The organism is Mesorhizobium sp. M0306 (assembly GCF_040321655.1).
Classification (GTDB): domain Bacteria; phylum Pseudomonadota; class Alphaproteobacteria; order Rhizobiales; family Rhizobiaceae; genus Mesorhizobium.
The window spans coordinates 49,759-65,834 of sequence record NZ_JAMYRY010000007.1; the positions used below are offsets into that span (position 1 = coordinate 49,759).

A 16,076-nucleotide genomic window follows, 5' to 3' on the forward strand; every position below is an offset into this window, starting at 1 on the left:
TTGACGAAGCTTTGCGGCGTTTTCGGTAACAAAACCACACAGCCGGTTCGTTAGCCGACGATTTTTCGCTTGGACCAGCGGTTGGGGCGAAGGGGAAGTGATTAGGCCTTCATCAGCCATTCGTGCTCGGGTGCGTTGTGGAATTTCCACGTCCGCTTCGGTCCGGCCATGACGTTGAGATAATAGAGATCATAGCCGTGGCAGGCGGCGCAGGGGTGATAACCCCTGGGTACCAGCACGACGTCGCCGTCCTCGATCGCCATCGCCTCGTCGAGCGAACGAGCACCGCTCTCGTCAGCATCGGTATAGACGCGCTGGAAAGCAAAGCCCTGCGGCGGGTTGAGGCGGTGATAATAGGTTTCCTCCAGATAGGATTCAGCCGGCAGATTGTCCTGGTCGTGCTTGTGCGGCGGATAGCTCGATGTGTGGCCGCCGGGCGTGATGACCTCGACCACCAGCAGGGAATCGGCCGGCTTGCCTTCCGGCAGGATGTTGGTGACGTAGCGCGTGTTGGTGCCTTTGCCGCGAACCTCCTGGCCGAGATCGTCAGGTCCGATGACACGGACCGGCAGACCGCCGCCCAGTCCTGGCGCCGAACAGACGGCAAGTTCGAGATCGGTATCGGCGCTCACCGACCACTCCGACCCCTGCGGCACATAGACCGACCACGGCTTGCCTTCGAAGGGCGACATGCGCTCGCCGAGCAGGCCGAGTTCCTTGCCGCCGGCCTTGGCCTTACCCTTGCCGGTGACGAACACAAGGCAGACCTCACGATCCGCGGTTTGCCCGGAAGCGCTCTCGCCGGGCCGCAGCCGGTGCAGATCGAAGCCGACATAGGTCCAGCCGGCGCTCTGCGGCGTCACATGGGCGACGCGGCCGTGGCCGTTATTGGCTTTGACGAGCAGCTTAGACATGGTCATTCCTTCGGTTTGGCGTCCGCCGATGGCTTGTCCTCGTCAGCCGGCTTGTAGAGATAGAAGAATTGCCAGATGGCATAGCCGGCGAAGCCGAGCGCGATCACGCCCCAGAACGGCGTGCCGGTAGCGAATTCGATCGCCGACCAGACCAGGCAGACCGCGACAACGGCAACGCGCCGCCACAAAGGCCGGAAAAACGGGTGCTCGGAGTCTTTCATCGGATCACCCCCGGCATCGGATCGGCCCTTCCTCGCGAGCCTCAAGCATTCGGAAAGCCCTGTGTCTCCACCGCATAACCCGCCGCCGTCATAACCCGCATCAATTCCTTGTAGCCGACCTGCGCCATCTTGAGTGGCGGGTTCTTTTTCGGGTCCTGCTCGGCCTCGACCACGAACCAGCCTTCATAGCCATGGTCGGCGAGCCTCTGGACGATGGCGCCAAAATCCAGCGAGCCATCTCCCGGCACGGTGAAGGCACCAAGCGCCACCGCATCGAGGAAGGATTGCTTCTCGCGATCCAGTCCCGCGATCACCTCCATGCGCACGTCTTTCACATGCACGTGGTTGATGCGCCGGTGGTGGTTGTCAATCGCGCGCAGCACATCGCCGCCGGCAAAGGCCAGATGGCCGGCATCGAGCAGTAGGGGAATGCCCTCTCCCGAATAACGCATGAAGGCATCTAGCTCTGGCTCGGTCTCGACCACCGCCGCCATGTGATGGTGATAGGAGAGCGGCATGCCTTGCTCGGCACACCATTCGCCGAACTGCGTGAGCCGCTTCGCATAGGCTTTCATCTCCTCGTCCGAAAGCCTGGGCTTGCTGGCAAGCGGTTTCGAGCGGTCGCCCTGGATGGAGCGGCCGACTTCACCATAGACGATGCAGGGCGCATTCACCGCCTTGAACAGATCGATCATCGGCTGGATACGATCCTTGTTTTTCGCCATGTTTTCGTCGACCAGCGTTCCCGAGAACCAACCGCCGCAAAGCGTCACATCGGCCTGCCTGAGGATCGGCAGCATGATTTTCGGATCGTTGGGAAAGCGGCGGCCCATTTCCATGCCGGTGAAACCAGCCGAACGCGATTGGCGCAAGCACTCCTCCAGCGACACATCATCGCTGAGTTCGGCAAGATCGTCGTTCCACCATGCAATGGGGGACATGCCCAGTTTGGCTTTCAAGTCGTCACTCCAGTTTCAGACATTTCGAGGCGGCGTTGGCGGGCGCTAAAATCGCCGCCCGCTCAGCGCTTCCTCATATTTCTTGCGCGCCGCGTTCACTTGCGGCCGTGCCGAGACTTCCGGCACTGCGACATCCCACCAGCTTCCACCGGCCTCGGTCGAAACCAGCGGGTCGGTGTCGATGACCAGCACGGTCGTTCGCGTATTCTTCTTCGCTTGCGCCAGCGCCGTTTCCAGCCCGGCGATCGACGCCACTTTTTCGGCAATCGCACCCATGCTCGCAGCATGCGCGGCGAAGTCGATCTCGGGCAAGGTTTCGTGACGAGCGTCCTTCAGCAGATTGTTGAAGTTGGCGCCGCCGGTCGCCATCTGCAGACGGTTGATGCAGCCATAGCCTCTGTTGTCGAGCAGCACGATGGTCAGCTTGAGCCCAAGCATCACCGAGGTCGCGATCTCGGAATTGAGCATCAGGTAGGAGCCGTCGCCGATCATCACCACAACCTCTTCGTCCGGCTTGGCCATCTTGACGCCAAGCCCGCCGGCGATTTCATAGCCCATGGTCGAGAAGCCGTATTCGGCGTGATAGGAGCCGGGCGCGCCCGCCTGCCATAGCTTGTGCAATTCGCCGGGCAAGCCGCCGGCGGCATGGAGCAGTATCACGCCGGAGCCCATGGCGCGCTGTACGGCGCCGATCACCTGCGCGTCGGATGGATAGGCGGCATTGGTTGACGCCGTCACCTTGCCGGCATCCGCCTGCCAGTCCTTCTTGCCGCTGATCGCATTGTCGGTCCAGCCTGAAGGGGCTTTCCAACCTTTCAGCGCGGCAGCCAATTCGGCGAGCCCTTCCGCCGCATCGGCGACCAGCGGCAGCGCCTGGTGCTTTCCGGCGTCAAAAGGCTGCACGTTGAGCCCGATGATGGTCCTGCCGGAATGCTTGAACAATGCCCAGGAGCCGGTGGTGAAATCCTGCAGCCTGGTACCGACGGCAAGCACGACGTCCGCCTCTTCGGCCAGCCCGTTGGCCGCCGAAGTGCCGGTGACGCCGACCGCGCCCATGTTCAAGGGATGATCGTCGGGGAGCGAGGATTTGCCGCCTTGCGTCTCACAAACCGGAATGCCGGCGCCTTGCACCAGTTTTGCCAGTTCCTCGGACGCCTGCGAATAGAGTACGCCACCGCCCGCAATCACCAATGGCTTCTTCGCGCTCTTCAGCGCGGCCACTGCAGCTGCTAGCTCTTGGCGGTCCGGGCGCAGCCGGCGCTGGGTCCAGAGTCGCTCGGCAAAGAAGCTCTCGGGGTAGTCATAGGCCTCGGCCTGTACATCCTGGCACAGCGCCAGGGTCACCGGGCCGCATTCGGCGGGATCAGTCAGCACCTGCATGGCGCGGTTGAGCGCCGGCATGATCTGCTCAGGCCGCGCGATGCGGTCGAAATAGCGCGACACCGGCCGGAGGCAGTCATTGACCGTCGCCGTGCCGTCGGAAAAATCCTCGGCCTGCTGCAGGACGGGATCCGGAATGCGATTGGCGAAGACGTCGCCGGGCAGAAACAGGACAGGCAACCTGTTTACATGCGCAAGTGCCGCAGCGGTCACCATGTTGAGCGCGCCGGGGCCGATCGAACTGGTCGCAGCCATGAAGCGGCGGCGGAAATTGGCCTTGGCATAGGCGATCGCCGCGTGCGCCATTGCCTGCTCGTTATGGGCGCGGAAGGTCGGCAGCTCGTCGCGCACCTGGTAAAGCGCCTCGCCGACGCCGGCGACATTGCCGTGGCCGAAGATCGCCCAGACGCCGCCGAAGATCGGCACTTTCTTCCCGTCGATCTCAGTCATCTGCCGGGCAAGAAAGCGGGTCAGCGCCTGCGCCATCGTCAGGCGGATTGTCTTGGTCATGTCGGTTCCTCCGCAGTCCTTATTGCCGCGCCTTCTTATGCTGCTTTGCGGCCGCGCGCGGCAAGCCATGCCTCGGTCAGTCTCTCGAAGCGAGAAGCCATGTCGGCAACCGCCTCATCGTCCGACATCTTGCCGGCAAGCCATTGTTCGGCCGCGTTGATGAAGATGGTGCGGCCGACAGCGAAACCCTTGACGATGGGCGCCTTGGCGGTGGCGGCGAAGGCCGCTTCCAGCTCGTCCTGCGGCGCTTCGAGGCCAAGCAGCACAATCCCGCGGCACCAGGGATCGTTCTTCAGGATCACCGCCTCGATCTTTGCCCATGCGCCGGCCGATGCCTGCGGTTCGAGCTTCCACCAGTCTGGCTTGATGCCGAGCGCATAGAGTTCCTCCAGCGCGCGCGGTATCGTCATGTCGTCGAGTTTGCCGTGCTTGCCGGCGATGATCTCGACCAGAAGTTCTCTGCCCACTTTCCGCGCGGCCTCGAACAAAGCGCGCAGCTTCTGCTGCTGTTCGCTCTTCAGCGCCGCGGGATCGTCGGGATGATAGAAGCACAGGCATTTGATGCAGTGGTCGACCGGCCATTCGGTCAGTTGCGAACCTATGTCTTGCGAGAACTCGAAGCGAAGCGGCCGCGAACCCGGCAACTCGACCGGCCGGCCGAGCCAGGCGAAGGAATGGTGGGCGAATTCGAACATCGCCTCGCGTCCGTATTTTTCGTCGAGCAGCATGCCGTAGCCGGCGCGGCCAGCCGCGACCTTGGCCGCAGCCTTGACCGTCAGCACCTTGAAAGCTGGGATTCGCGACGGATCGGCGCCGGCTTTTGCCGCGACGTCCTCCAGCTGGACGCGGTGGTCGCAGGCGAACGCCATCAGCGAGGGGATGTCGCGCCGGCGCGTGGTCGCCCAATGGATGTGGTTGATCGCCCCGTCCTTGCGCAGCGCCAGATGCTTGCTGCCGTTTTTCAGGAAGAACTGCAATTCCTCGAATGTCGGGTATTCCGGTGCGCAGAGCAGCCGCGACACGGCAAAGGCGCCGCAGGCATTGGCCCAGGTCGCCGCCGTCGCCAGGCTTTCCTCGCCGAGCCAGCCGCGCAGGAAGCCCGACATGAAGGCGTCGCCGGCGCCGAGCACATTGTAGACCTCGATCGGAAACCCCTTGCCGACGACACCGTCCTCGAGGTCGTCACTGATCGGCCCGTCATAGACGATGCAACCCATGGCGCCCCGCTTCAACACGATGGTTGCCGCCGACAGCGAGCGGATGGTTTTCAGCGCGCTCAGGCAATCGTCTGCGCCCGAAGCGATCATGATCTCCTCTTCGGTGCCGACGATGAGATCGCAATCGGGCAGCACCGTCTTCAACTGCGCCGAGACGCGGTCGGATTTCACGTAGCGCTCAAAGCCTTCGGCGTGGCCGGCGAGGCCCCACAGGTTGGGGCGGTAGTCGATGTCGAACACCACCTTGCCGCCCTTGGCCTTCATGGCACGGATCGCCTTGCGCTGGGCGGCGTCGCTGTTGGGTCGCGAAAAATGCGTGCCGGTGACGACGACCGCGCGTGCCGAAGCGATGAACGTTTCATCGATATCGTCTTCCGAAAGCGCCATGTCGGCGCAATCGCTGCGATAGAAGATCATCGGCGAGACGCCTTCATCCTCGACCGACAGCAGCACCAGGGCGGTCAGCCGCTCCGGATCGGTCTTGAGGCCTTGGACCGAAACGCCCTCGCGGGTCAGCTGCTCGCGGATGAAGCGGCCCATCTGCTCATTGCCGACGCGGGTGAGCAGCGCCGAGCGCAGGCCGAGCCTGGCAGTGCCGACTGCGATGTTGGCTGGGCAGCCGCCGACCGACTTGGCAAAGGAAGTAATGTCCTCGAGGCGCGAGCCGATCTGCTGGCCGTAAAGATCGACGGAAGCGCGGCCGATCGTGATGACGTCGAGCGGCGCATGTCTCGCTTCCACGGCTTCGCCCATTCGAACCTCCCATCGGCTTTGTTGTCTTGGGTAACACGCGCGAGCGGCAGCGTGGCGCCGGCAATATGAAATAATAATTCCAATCCATAGTCAATATGGAACGAGCATTCCCAAGGCTGAAAAGTGCGGTGCAAGGCTCGCGCGTTCAGAAACTTTGAAGTCAGACGAACGTCAAGGGTCTGCCACTGAAACCAGCTGATTTACCAAGGAAGCGGGCCATCATCGTTGAAGTACCCGGCGGTCGGGCCATCGGCGTCCAGGGTCGCCAGGTGAATGACGATCTCGGCCGCCTGCTGCACCGTGCGGTGACCTTTATACCCGTTGAGATCGGTGGCGGTGTAGCCGGGCGCCGCGGCGTTGACCTTGATGCCTTGGAGCGCGAGTTCCCTGGCGAAGGCCACGGTGATGGCGTTCAAGGCTGTCTTGGAGCTGCCGTAGCCCATCATATTGACGGCGTGGTTCGCGGTGGCGGGATCCAGCGCCCGGCCGATGGACCCGGTGGAGCTGCTCACCATCACGATCCGGGCAGCAGGTGCTGCCAGCAGCAGCGGCAGGAATGCCTGGGTCACGCGGATGGGGCCGAAGACATTGACGTCGTAAGTGGCCTGGATGTCGGCGATCCGCTGCTGGCTCGGCGGCAGGTCGTAATTGATGGCGACGCCGGCGTTGTTCACCAGCACGTCGAGGCAGGGGCTGGCCTGCCCGAGTGCCTTGGCTGCCGCCGCAACACTGTTATCCTGCGTGACGTCGAGTTCAAGCCACTCTGCGTCGAGGCCTTCCGCGCGCAATGCCTGCGCCGCCGCCATGCCGCGCTCGGCGTCCCTGGCGCCGAGCCAGACCTTGAAGCCCATGGTCGCCAGTCGCCGGGCGATTTCGCGGCCTATACCCTTGTTGGCGCCGGTCACCAGCGCGGTCTTCGAAGTCGTCATTTCGGTGTCTCCATTTTTCTTGTGGAAGACCCACAAATGGCGCGAGGCAGCGGGCGCCGCACGCCGGAAATTCTCAGGCTCTTGCCTAATCCTCTCACGCTGTTGCGCGGCCGGCGTGAATGCGCGATGCTGGCGCAATGAGCGAGGCGCTGCAGGAGTTGATCGAGATCGCCGGCCGCCATGCGTACGGGCGGCGAACAAGCACGGCGGTTCCCCGCGTTTCGATCGGCCGCAGCGAAGTTGCCACGCCGCCATTGCCAGGGGTGTGGGGGTCGGGGATCTTATTCGTATTGCAGGGCGCGAAAACGGTCCTGATCGGCGACCGGACCCTTCGTTACAATCCGGCCAGCTATTTCATCTACACTGTCGAGACGCCCACCATCAGCCAGATAGTCGAAGCGAGCGCCGCGCGCCCTTACCTGGCCATTGGCTTGACCCTTGACCTGCAGGCAGTCGCCGCGCTCCTCGTCGGGCACGCGCCGGCCCTCGGCGGCGACAGTTTCTCCACCTCTCCCGTTGATGACGAGCTACTCGACGCATTGCGTCGAATGATGCGGCTGCTTGACCGGCCAGCGGAGATTCCCGTGCTCGCGACCATGCTCGAGCGGGAGATGCTGTTTCGGCTCCTGCAAGGCCGACAAGGCGGAAAGCTTCGTGAGCTTGCGCGCGCCGATGGCCATCTGTCCCGGATTGGCCGGGCGATTACCTGGATCCGTTCGCATTCCCATCAGCCGGTCCGGGTCGGGGATCTGGCCGAAATCGCCCATATGAGCAGTGCTGCGTTTTATCGTCACTTCAAGGCGGCGACGGCCATGAGCCCAATCCAGTATCAAAAGCAAATCCGCTTGCTGGAAGCCCGCCATCTGCTGATTGCCCAGCCGGGCAACGTGGCGCGTGTCGCCTTCGCTGTCGGCTATGAGAGTGCTTCCCAGTTCAGCCGGGAGTATGCCCGCCAGTTCGGGTCGCCGCCTGCCCGCGACGCAGCGCGGCTTTTGACAGGAGGCGAAACGGCAATAGAGGTGATCTAGGCCTTGCGCTTGCGGCCGCTGTCGCGCCGCTTCTCGCCAACGGCGACGGTCAGCGCCATGGCCAAAGCCATCGTCGCCGACAGCGAGCGGAATCCGGCAAAATCGGCCTCGGCGACCTCGAACCAAACCCTGGCGAATTGGGCGAGCGGCGAAAAGGAGCTGTCGGTAATCGCCACGATCGGCACGCCTTCCTCCGAAATGACGCGCGCCTCTTCGATGGTGGCCGGGGCATAGGGTGAAAAGCTGATGGCGATGACGGCATCCCTTGGAGAGGCAAAGCCGATCATCTCCGCGTTCAGGCCGGCGGCCGATTCGATCAGCTGGTTGCGGATCTTGAGCTTGCCCAATGCATAGGCAATGTAGGAGGCGACCGGGTAGGAGCGCCGCTTGGCCAGCACATAAATGGTTTCCGCCTTGGCCAGCACGGCGATCGCGTCTTCGAAATGGTCTTCATTCAGCGTGCGCGAAATGTCGTTGAGCGAGGTGCTGGCCGCGGCGACAAAACCGTCGAAAATCGCGCGGTGGCCGGCGCCTTCCTCGGCCTTGGCGCGCAATGCCGCCAGCCTTTCATCGTAGGATGAGTTGCGCTCGCGCAGGCGCTCGCGAAACACCAGTTGCAGGCTGGTGAAACCATCAAAGCCAAGCTGCTGGGCAAAGCGGATCAGGGTCGAAGGCTGGACACCGGCGGAGGCGGCGATGCTGGCAGCGGTGCCGAAGGCGATATCGTCGGGGTTGTCGAGCGCATAGGCGGCGATCTGGGCGATACGTTTCGGCAGGCTCTGACGCCGCTCCAGGATCGTCGCCCGCAGCGTTTCGAAATCGCGAGGCACCCGTTCGTCCATCGTCGCTCCGCCCAGGCTCATCGTTAGTTCCCTCTGTGCCCCATCATAGCGGGCCTGTGCAAGAACACCATAAAAAATGAGGCAAGCGTTCCATTTGCAAACAAAATGGACTAATTCATCCACATAAGTTTGCACACAGGGAGGCAAGGCAGATGGTCAGGGTAGGTCTTATCGGCACGGGCTTCATGGGCAAGTGCCACGCCATTGCCTGGAACGCGGTCGGCACCGTCTTTCCCGATGTCGACAAGCCAAGGCTGGTCCATCTGGGCGAGGTCAACGAGGACCTTGCCAAACGCCGCGCCAGCGAATTCGGCTTCGCCAAGGCATCCGGCGACTGGCGTGCGGTGGTCGATGATCCGGATGTCGATGTCATCTCGCTGACCACGCCAAACCAGTTCCACCCGGAAATGGCCATCGCCATCCTCGAAGCCGGCAAGCATCTGTGGTGCGAGAAGCCGATGGCGCCAAGTTTTGCGGAGGCGCAAGCGATGGCTGCGGCGGCCCAAAAATCCGGCAAGGTGGCCGCGCTTGGCTATAACTACATCCAAAATCCCGCGATCCGCCGCATCGGTGCGCTGCTCGACGAGAAGATCATCGGCGAGGTCAACCATCTGCGTATCGAGATGGACGAAGACTTCATGGCCGATCCGGAGGCGCTGTTCTTCTGGAAGCACGAGACGGCGTCCGGTTACGGCGCGCTCGACGATTTCGCCGTGCATCCGCTGTCGCTCATCGCCGTGCTGTTCGGCCGCGTCGCCCGCGTCATGTGCGACATGGCCAAGCCCTATGCCGACCGCCGCGTCGCCTCAGGCGGGCGCCGCGCCGTCGAGACCTATGACATCGCCAGCATCCTGATGCATCTCGAAAACGGCATTGCCGGCACGCTGCTGGTCAACCGTTCGGCTTGGGGCCGCAAGGGCCGGATCGCCATCCAGATTTTCGGTTCGAAGGGCTCGATCCTGTACGACCAGGAGCGGATGAACGAGTTCCAACTCTATCTGACGGCCGACCGGCCGACCGAGCAAGGCTACCGCACCATCCTGGTGGCCCCGCACCATACGCCTTACGACGCCTTCCTGCCGGCACCCGGCCACGGCCTTGGCTTTAATGACCTCAAGATCATCGAATGCCGGGAACTGTTGACGCGGCTTGCCGGCAAGCCGGCGCGGATCATCGATTTCGACGAAGGCCTGGAGATCGAGCGCACCGTGCATGCGATGGCGCGCTCGTTCGCGGAACAGCGCTGGATCGCGGTGCGGTAGCACCGGCGTTGGCTTCCCCTTCTCCCACGACAAGGGGAGAAGGTATCGGCGCCAACCAGCTCAGGCGGCTCCTGGCCGGCCGGCGATCATTGCACGCCGAACCGACCGGCGCTGCTCGACGGCGTCGGCAAGGCCGTGAAGCACCGTCTCGGTGGCTGCCCAGTCGATGCAGCCATCGGTGATGCTCTGGCCATAGACGAGCGGCTTGCCGGGCACGACGTCCTGCCGGCCGGCGACAAGGTTGCTCTCGATCATGACGCCGATGATGCGCTCGTCGCCTGCCGCTACCTGGCCAGCCACGACGGCCGCCACTCCTGGCTGGTTTTCCGGCTTCTTGCTGCTGTTGGCGTGGCTGACATCGATCATCAGCCGCGGCGCCACGCCGATCCGGCCGAGTTCCGCGCAGGCAGCAGCAATGCTGGCCGCGTCATAATTCGGCACAATACCGCCGCGCAGGATGACGTGGCAGTCCTCGTTGCCGGTGGTCGTCGCGATGGCGCTGCGCCCGCCCTTCGTCACCGCCATGAAATGATGCGGCTGGGCGGCGGATTTCACGGCCTCGGCCGCGATCCGCAAATTGCCGTCGGTGCCGTTCTTGAAGCCGACCGGGCAGGACAGGCCTGATGCGAGTTCGCGGTGGATCTGGCTCTCGGTCGTGCGCGCGCCGATCGCGCCCCAGGCGACGAGGTCGGCGATATATTGCGGAGTGGCCATGTCGAGGAATTCGGTCGCCGCCGGCAGACCGAGATTGTTGACGGCGGCGAGCACGTTGCGGGCCATCCGCAGCCCCTTGTCTATGTTGAAGCTGCCGTCGAGGTCGGGATCGTTGATCAGGCCCTTCCAGCCGACTGTCGTGCGCGGTTTCTCGAAATAGACGCGCATCACGATCTCCAGCCGATCCGACAGGCTTTCACGCAGCGATGCCAAGCGGCTGGCATAGTCTACGGCAGCGGCCGGATCGTGGATCGAACAAGGGCCGACGACGACCACCAGCCGATCGTCGGTGCCGGTCAGCACGGCGTGGATCGCGTTGCGTGACGCGGCAACGGTGCGCGTCGCAGTCAACGTGCGCGGTATCTCCCGCATCACCTCGTCCGGCGTGCTCAATTCCCTTATTTCTTTGACCCGAAGATCGTCTGTGGTCGTCAACACGGCATTCTGCTCCTGATTGGGAGACCTGCCGGCTGAAACAAAAAAGCCGCCAGGTCTGGCGGCTGTTCGGATGTTGTTGCTGCAATCTTCAGATCGAGCGCAATCCTCCCGCCGCCAGCGAGCTCATAAAGTACCAATATTTGGCGGTCAGGTTGATCATGAGGGCTGATATAGTCGATGCGGAAGCGCTTGTCACGTGCCAGGTGGCTCGGCTTGAAATGTGACATGTCGTCCATCGTCACCTAAGCCAAACCGCTTTATGCTTGACACGAAGCCGCTCCACCGAATGCGGCGCGAAAGCGAAATCAAAGGTTATGCCAGAGCCCCAAGGATACCATCTTCTCATAATCGTGGCGTTCGTATTGGCGATGGCCGGAATCGTCTATGGCTTGAGGTCTCCAAATTTGACTCTTGGCTGGCGCTTTGTGCTGTTCATTGCTGTTTTTGTTTTGAGTGCCCCTGGCCTCTTCTTTCTTTTCGCTTCGCTCGTCGCGCGTGCCGGGTAGACTGACACCCTTTATGGGCTCAGCCGTAGGGGAGCAGCATTCTGCGCCGCTGCAATGCTTTGAAGTCACATATGGATCTCGGGGTCTGCGCCGCGCCGCTTCGCTCCTTGCTTCGCCCCGCGATGAAGAAGCGATGGGCGTTTCCGCTAGTCGCCAAGGCATTCGGGATTTAAGCGCAAGCGCCTCCGATCTGTCAGGAGCCGAGAAGGTCGTGTCTCAGTTTGCAATGTGTTCCAAACCTTGAGGATACCAGATGCCGCGACGAAACCAGTTGGCCGCACCCAAATTGGGCACGACATGGTTCTGGTCGAGATCGTTCATGTCCTTGATGATCTCGATACTGATAATTTCTTGGCGGATCCCGTAGGCAAGGGCGAAGAGTTGTAGGGCATCGGCTTCCGACCGGGCGGTAACGCTAACGCCAAGGCTACCGCTTATCCTGATCCAGTATGGATGCATCTCGGGTCACTTTCGAGGCCCAACATGCAGCGCCGAGCGGTTCATGCAGTCCAGGGATCGACGAGTTCAATTCCAAAGCCTTCGAAATCCTTCGTGTTACGCGTTGCCAAGGTGAGCTCCTGCGGCTACTCGGTTGATCCTATTCCGGCGACGACCCTGCGATGTTCTGATCGTAGTCGACCAGCGACCCGGTCATGACGCCGGACTGCGGGCTGATCATGTAGCTGATCAGTCGGGCAAGCTGCGCCGGCTTCACCAATTGGCCCATCGGCTGCGCGGCTTCGGCCTTCTCCAGCCAGTCGTCCGGCGCGTCATGCCATTTCTTCTGCACGATCGCCTCGCCCTCAGTATCCATCCAGCCGGGCAGCACCGCATTGCAGCGGATGCGATTGCCGCGATAGGCATTGGCGACATTCTTGGTCAGTGTCGCCAGCGCTCCCTTGCTCGACGAATAGGGTGCCAGGAACGACTGGCCGCAATGCGCCGACATCGACAGCACGTTGACGATCGAGCCCGGTGCCTGGCGCGCCAGCAAATGCGCCACCACTCCCTGCATCAAGAAAAACGGGCCGCGCACATTGGTCTGGAATATCTGGTCGAACAGATCCTCGGAGGTCTCGACCAGCGAGCCGCGGGCCGAGGTGGCGGCGGCGTTGACCAGCGCGTTGATGGTGCCGAAATGGCCAATCGCCGTTTCGACCGCACGCTTGCAGTCGGCCACTTTTGAGACGTCGGCGCTGATGAAGATGGCATCGACGCCTGCGCGCTTGAGAGCGGCGACAGCCTTGTCGCCCTTCTCCTGCGAGCGGCCGATCAGCGCCAGTGCCCGGCAGCCCTCATCGGCCAGCGCTTCGGCGACGGCAAAGCCGATGCCTTGTGCGCCGCCCGTGACGATGGCGCGTGTTTCGGAATTGCGACCGGCTGAACCGTTCATCGCCTTGCTCCTGTGCTTGATAGTCAGATTGTTTTGTCGAGGCGGACGGTCTTGCCTTCCTTGGCCGATTTCAGCGCCGCATCTGCCAGCCTGAGCGCCACCAGCCCGTCCTTGCCACTCGGCGCCGCCTTTTTGCCTGACGTCGCTGCCGCGATGAAAGCAGCGATCTCGTTTGCGTAGGCGTCGAGATAACGGGTCATGAAGAAATCGTGCAGCGGCGGCCGCGTATAGCCTTTCTCATTGGCCAGTTCGATCGACACCGGCCGCTGGTTCTCGGCCGCAATCATGCCTTTCGAGCCATGCACCTCGATGCGCTGGTCGTAGCCATAGGTGGCGCGGCGCGAGTTGGAGATGACGCATTGCTTGCCGGAGGCAGTTTCGAGGATGACGCTGACGCTGTCGAAGTCGCCGGCCTCGCCGATCTTTTTATCAACCAGCACAGAAGCGTGCGCGCTGACCGCCACCGGCTCCTCGCCAAGCAGGAAGCGCGCCATGTCGAAATCATGAATGGTCATGTCGCGGAAGATGCCGCCCGAGCGGCCGATATAGTCGAGCGGCGGCGGGCCGGGATCGCGCGAGGTGATGGTCACCATCTCGACCGCGCCGATGGCGCCGTCGTCGATCGCCTTGCGCACGGCGGCAAAATGCGGATCGAAACGGCGGTTGAAGCCGACCATCAGGGTGGCGCCGGTCTTGTCGACGACGGCCAGGCATTGTTCCACCCTGGCGGCGTCGAGATCGATCGGCTTTTCGCAGAAGATCGCTTTACCCGCTTTGGCGAAGCGTTCGATCAGATCGGCATGAGTGTCGGTGGGCGTGCAGATGATGACCGCATCGATATCGCCGGCCTTCTCGATGGCATCGATGCTGCGCACTTCGGCGCCATAGGCAGAGGCCAGATCGGTCGCCGCCTTCTCGAACGCGTCGGCAACCGCAACCAGCCTGGCCTGCGGATTGGAACCAACGGCGCGAGCATGGACCTTGCCGATACGGCCGGCACCGAGAAGAGCAAAGCGAAGAGGCATGAAGAATTTCCTTTGAGGACGGTTTGGAAGGGAAGGCGTCAGCGCCTGTGGCTCGGCGTTGGCCCTTAGGCCGCAAGTTCCGCCTGCCCGGTCTTGGCGCCGGTGATGTAGGAGACGATATCGTTGCCGTCGGTGTCCTGCTTGCGCAAATTGGCGACGATGCGGCCGCGCCGGAAAACGACGATACGGTCGACCAGGTCGAAGACCTGGCGCATGTTGTGAGAGATCAGGATCAGCGGTTCGCCATTCTCCTTCAGCGTGCGTATGATGTTTTCGACCTGCATCGTCTCCTGCACGCCGAGTGCCGCCGTCGGCTCGTCCATGATGATGAGCTTGGAGGCAAAGGTCGCGGTTCTGGCGATCGCTACGCACTGGCGCTGGCCGCCCGACATGTGGCGAATGGTGTTGGAAAGATTGGGGATCTTGACGGCGGTGCGGACCAAGGCTGCCTCGGTCGCCTTGCGCATGAACTTGCGATCGAGGATCGAGAAGGGCCCGAGATTGAACAGCACCCGCTCGCGGCCGAGGAACAGGTTCGACGGCACGTCGAGATCGTCGGCGAGCGCCAGGTTCTGGAACACCGTCTCGATGCCCGCCTCGCGGGCTTCGATGGGGCCGGCGAAATTCACTTCCTTGCCGTCGAACCACATCTTGCCGTTGGTGCGCTGCTCGACGCCGGTAATCTGGCGCACGAAGGTCGATTTGCCGGCGCCATTGTCGCCCATGATGGCGACGTGCTCGCCCTTGCGCAGCTCGAAATTGGCACCCTCCAGCGCATGGACGCCGCCATAATACTTGGTCAGGTTTTCGGTTTTCAGCACGACGTCCGACATGATCAAGCCCTCATTGCCCGCAGGCGTTGGCGCCACTGGTCGAGTACGACTGCGCCGACGATGATAACGCCCTTGACCATCTCCTGATAATAGGCGTCGAGGCGCAGAAAGGTGAAGCCGGAGATGATGACGCCGAAGATCAGCGAGCCGATCACTGTCCCGATAATCGAGCCGCGACCGCCCGACAGCGACACGCCGCCGATAACTGCCATGGCGATCGCGTCGAGCTCGTACATTACACCCATGCCGGCCTGGGCGGTGAGATTTTTCGAGCTCAGCACCACGGCGGCGAGCGCGGCGAGGACGCCGGCAATGACGTAGACGAGGATCTTGTGGTTGGCGATGTTGATGCCGGACATGCGCGCGGCGTCCTCATTGGAGCCGATTGCATAGCAGTGCTTGCCATATTTGGTGTAGCTCAGGATCAGCTGGAACAGCACCGCGAGTGATATGAAAATGATGACCGGCATCAGCCCCTTGCCGATGGCGGCGAAACTCTCAGTCGGAAACGAGATCGGCTGCCCCTTCGACCACCATTTGGCGATGCCGCGCGCGGTGACCATCATGCCGAGCGTGGCGATGAACGGCGGAATGCGCGTGTAGGCGATCAATGCACCGTTGACCAGACCGGCCAGCAGACCGCAGCCGATCGCGACCAGCACCGGCACGATCACCGGCAGGTCGGTCCAGCCCTGGGCGATGAACATTGCCTTGGGGTTCGGGTTGCCGTTGACCGTCGCCACCTGGGCGAAGCTCATGGCTATCATCGCCGTGGCGCCGACAATCGAACCGGAGGACAGATCGATGCCGCCGGTAATGATCACCTGCGTCACGCCGATGGCGATGATGCCGACGATCGACACCTGCAGGATGATGATCTGCAGGCGCGCTTCGTTGAAGATCGCATCGATATTGTCGCGGGTATTGAACAGGAAGCTGTCGCCCAGGAAAACCCGGCCGATCAGCTCGAAAGCGCCGACGAGGATGACGAGCGCCAGGAAGACGTTGAATTCGGCTGGCCATGCGCGCCGCTTCGCATCAAAGCTGAGCCCGCCGACGCCGTGAGATGTCTGTGCCAATCGTGCTTCCTCCGTCAGCCACGGTCTCCACTCGGCGCTGTTCAGGCCGAGAGGGAAAAAGCGGAGCGGCGCT

The 16,076-nt window shown here is 62.6% G+C and carries 16 protein-coding genes and 1 pseudogene; 2 read left to right on the forward strand and 15 right to left on the reverse strand.

The annotated features are described in order from the left end of the window. Positions 1-101 precede the first annotated feature (101 nt). From iolB to NKI95_RS12965, 6 genes are all read right to left on the reverse strand, one after another. Positions 102-914: a 5-deoxy-glucuronate isomerase gene (iolB, locus tag NKI95_RS12940; RefSeq protein ID WP_352717157.1), complete on the reverse strand. Its 813-nt coding sequence runs from the start codon at positions 912-914 to the stop codon at positions 102-104. 2 nt (positions 915-916) lie between these two features. Further along, on the reverse strand, positions 917-1,135 hold the full coding sequence (locus tag NKI95_RS12945; protein WP_352717158.1) for a DUF3329 domain-containing protein: 219 nt from the start codon (positions 1,133-1,135) through the stop codon (positions 917-919). A gap of 41 nt (positions 1,136-1,176) precedes the next feature. Continuing rightward, entirely contained in the window at positions 1,177-2,094 is a 918-nt protein-coding gene (iolE, locus tag NKI95_RS12950) for a myo-inosose-2 dehydratase (protein WP_352717159.1), read from the reverse strand. Between the two features lie 45 nt (positions 2,095-2,139). Further along, positions 2,140-3,984, reverse strand: a complete 1,845-nt coding sequence (iolD, locus tag NKI95_RS12955) for a 3D-(3,5/4)-trihydroxycyclohexane-1,2-dione acylhydrolase (decyclizing) (RefSeq protein WP_352717161.1) — start codon at positions 3,982-3,984, stop codon at positions 2,140-2,142. A 35-nt stretch (positions 3,985-4,019) separates the two neighbouring features. Further along, positions 4,020-5,954, reverse strand: coding sequence for a bifunctional 5-dehydro-2-deoxygluconokinase/5-dehydro-2-deoxyphosphogluconate aldolase (locus NKI95_RS12960; RefSeq protein WP_352717162.1), 1,935 nt, complete (start codon positions 5,952-5,954; stop codon positions 4,020-4,022). 200 nt (positions 5,955-6,154) lie between these two features. Further along, positions 6,155-6,883 carry an SDR family oxidoreductase gene (locus NKI95_RS12965; RefSeq protein WP_352717164.1) on the reverse strand — a complete coding sequence of 243 codons (729 nt, stop codon included), beginning with the start codon at positions 6,881-6,883 and terminating at the stop codon, positions 6,155-6,157. A gap of 137 nt (positions 6,884-7,020) precedes the next feature. Here NKI95_RS12965 and NKI95_RS12970 point away from each other — a divergent pair, with 137 nt between their 5' ends. Next, positions 7,021-7,911, forward strand: a complete 891-nt coding sequence (locus NKI95_RS12970; protein ID WP_352717165.1) for an AraC family transcriptional regulator — start codon at positions 7,021-7,023, stop codon at positions 7,909-7,911. Here the strand turns inward: NKI95_RS12970 and NKI95_RS12975 are convergent. Next, entirely contained in the window at positions 7,908-8,753 is an 846-nt protein-coding gene (locus NKI95_RS12975; protein ID WP_352717364.1) for a MurR/RpiR family transcriptional regulator, read from the reverse strand. The genes NKI95_RS12970 and NKI95_RS12975 overlap by 4 nt on opposite strands. Positions 8,754-8,905: 152 nt before the next feature. Here NKI95_RS12975 and NKI95_RS12980 point away from each other — a divergent pair, with 152 nt between their 5' ends. Further along, positions 8,906-10,015: a Gfo/Idh/MocA family protein gene (locus NKI95_RS12980; protein ID WP_352717166.1), complete on the forward strand. Its 1,110-nt coding sequence runs from the start codon at positions 8,906-8,908 to the stop codon at positions 10,013-10,015. Positions 10,016-10,075: 60 nt separating this feature from the next. Here NKI95_RS12980 and NKI95_RS12985 read toward each other — a convergent pair whose 3' ends face one another. From NKI95_RS12985 to NKI95_RS13020, 8 genes and pseudogenes are all read right to left on the reverse strand, one after another. Next, positions 10,076-11,167 (reverse strand): 3-deoxy-7-phosphoheptulonate synthase, encoded by a 1,092-nt coding sequence (locus NKI95_RS12985; RefSeq protein WP_352717168.1) that lies wholly within the window; start codon positions 11,165-11,167, stop codon positions 10,076-10,078. Then, complete coding sequence (locus NKI95_RS12990; RefSeq protein ID WP_352717170.1) at positions 11,161-11,403, reverse strand: hypothetical protein; 243 nt, start codon at positions 11,401-11,403, stop codon at positions 11,161-11,163. Before NKI95_RS12990 ends, NKI95_RS12985 begins: the two co-directional genes overlap by 7 nt. A 486-nt stretch (positions 11,404-11,889) precedes the next feature. Then, a complete protein-coding gene (locus NKI95_RS12995) occupies positions 11,890-12,132 on the reverse strand; it encodes a hypothetical protein (RefSeq protein ID WP_352717171.1) in 243 nt (80 codons plus the stop codon). A gap of 41 nt (positions 12,133-12,173) precedes the next feature. After that, positions 12,174-12,251: pseudogene (locus NKI95_RS13000) on the reverse strand (VapC toxin family PIN domain ribonuclease); the annotation flags it as partial. A 20-nt stretch (positions 12,252-12,271) separates the two neighbouring features. Next, positions 12,272-13,066: an SDR family oxidoreductase gene (locus NKI95_RS13005; RefSeq protein WP_352717172.1), complete on the reverse strand. Its 795-nt coding sequence runs from the start codon at positions 13,064-13,066 to the stop codon at positions 12,272-12,274. 23 nt (positions 13,067-13,089) lie between these two features. Further along, on the reverse strand, positions 13,090-14,091 hold the full coding sequence (iolG, locus tag NKI95_RS13010) for an inositol 2-dehydrogenase (RefSeq protein ID WP_352717173.1): 1,002 nt from the start codon (positions 14,089-14,091) through the stop codon (positions 13,090-13,092). Between the two features lie 65 nt (positions 14,092-14,156). After that, on the reverse strand, positions 14,157-14,924 hold the full coding sequence (locus NKI95_RS13015) for an ATP-binding cassette domain-containing protein (RefSeq protein ID WP_352717175.1): 768 nt from the start codon (positions 14,922-14,924) through the stop codon (positions 14,157-14,159). Positions 14,925-14,926: 2 nt separating this feature from the next. After that, positions 14,927-16,003, reverse strand: a complete 1,077-nt coding sequence (locus NKI95_RS13020) for an ABC transporter permease (protein ID WP_352717176.1) — start codon at positions 16,001-16,003, stop codon at positions 14,927-14,929. Positions 16,004-16,076: the final 73 nt, after the last annotated feature.

What these genes read in the sequence shown, in the direction of transcription:
- iolB (WP_352717157.1), bottom strand. Translation starts at nt 914, where the DNA reads ATGTCTAAGCTGCTCGTCAAAGCCAATAACGGCCACGGCCGCGTCGCC.
- NKI95_RS12945 (WP_352717158.1), bottom strand. Translation starts at nt 1,135, where the DNA reads ATGAAAGACTCCGAGCACCCGTTTTTCCGGCCTTTGTGGCGGCGCGTT.
- iolD (WP_352717161.1), bottom strand. Translation starts at nt 3,984, where the DNA reads ATGACCAAGACAATCCGCCTGACGATGGCGCAGGCGCTGACCCGCTTT.
- NKI95_RS12960 (WP_352717162.1), bottom strand. Translation starts at nt 5,954, where the DNA reads ATGGGCGAAGCCGTGGAAGCGAGACATGCGCCGCTCGACGTCATCACG.
- NKI95_RS12965 (WP_352717164.1), bottom strand. Translation starts at nt 6,883, where the DNA reads ATGACGACTTCGAAGACCGCGCTGGTGACCGGCGCCAACAAGGGTATA.
- NKI95_RS12970 (WP_352717165.1), top strand. Translation starts at nt 7,021, where the DNA reads ATGAGCGAGGCGCTGCAGGAGTTGATCGAGATCGCCGGCCGCCATGCG.
- NKI95_RS12975 (WP_352717364.1), bottom strand. Translation starts at nt 8,753, where the DNA reads ATGGACGAACGGGTGCCTCGCGATTTCGAAACGCTGCGGGCGACGATC.
- NKI95_RS12980 (WP_352717166.1), top strand. Translation starts at nt 8,906, where the DNA reads ATGGTCAGGGTAGGTCTTATCGGCACGGGCTTCATGGGCAAGTGCCAC.
- NKI95_RS12990 (WP_352717170.1), bottom strand. Translation starts at nt 11,403, where the DNA reads ATGGACGACATGTCACATTTCAAGCCGAGCCACCTGGCACGTGACAAG.
- NKI95_RS12995 (WP_352717171.1), bottom strand. Translation starts at nt 12,132, where the DNA reads ATGCATCCATACTGGATCAGGATAAGCGGTAGCCTTGGCGTTAGCGTT.
- NKI95_RS13005 (WP_352717172.1), bottom strand. Translation starts at nt 13,066, where the DNA reads ATGAACGGTTCAGCCGGTCGCAATTCCGAAACACGCGCCATCGTCACG.
- iolG (WP_352717173.1), bottom strand. Translation starts at nt 14,091, where the DNA reads ATGCCTCTTCGCTTTGCTCTTCTCGGTGCCGGCCGTATCGGCAAGGTC.
- NKI95_RS13015 (WP_352717175.1), bottom strand. Translation starts at nt 14,924, where the DNA reads ATGTCGGACGTCGTGCTGAAAACCGAAAACCTGACCAAGTATTATGGC.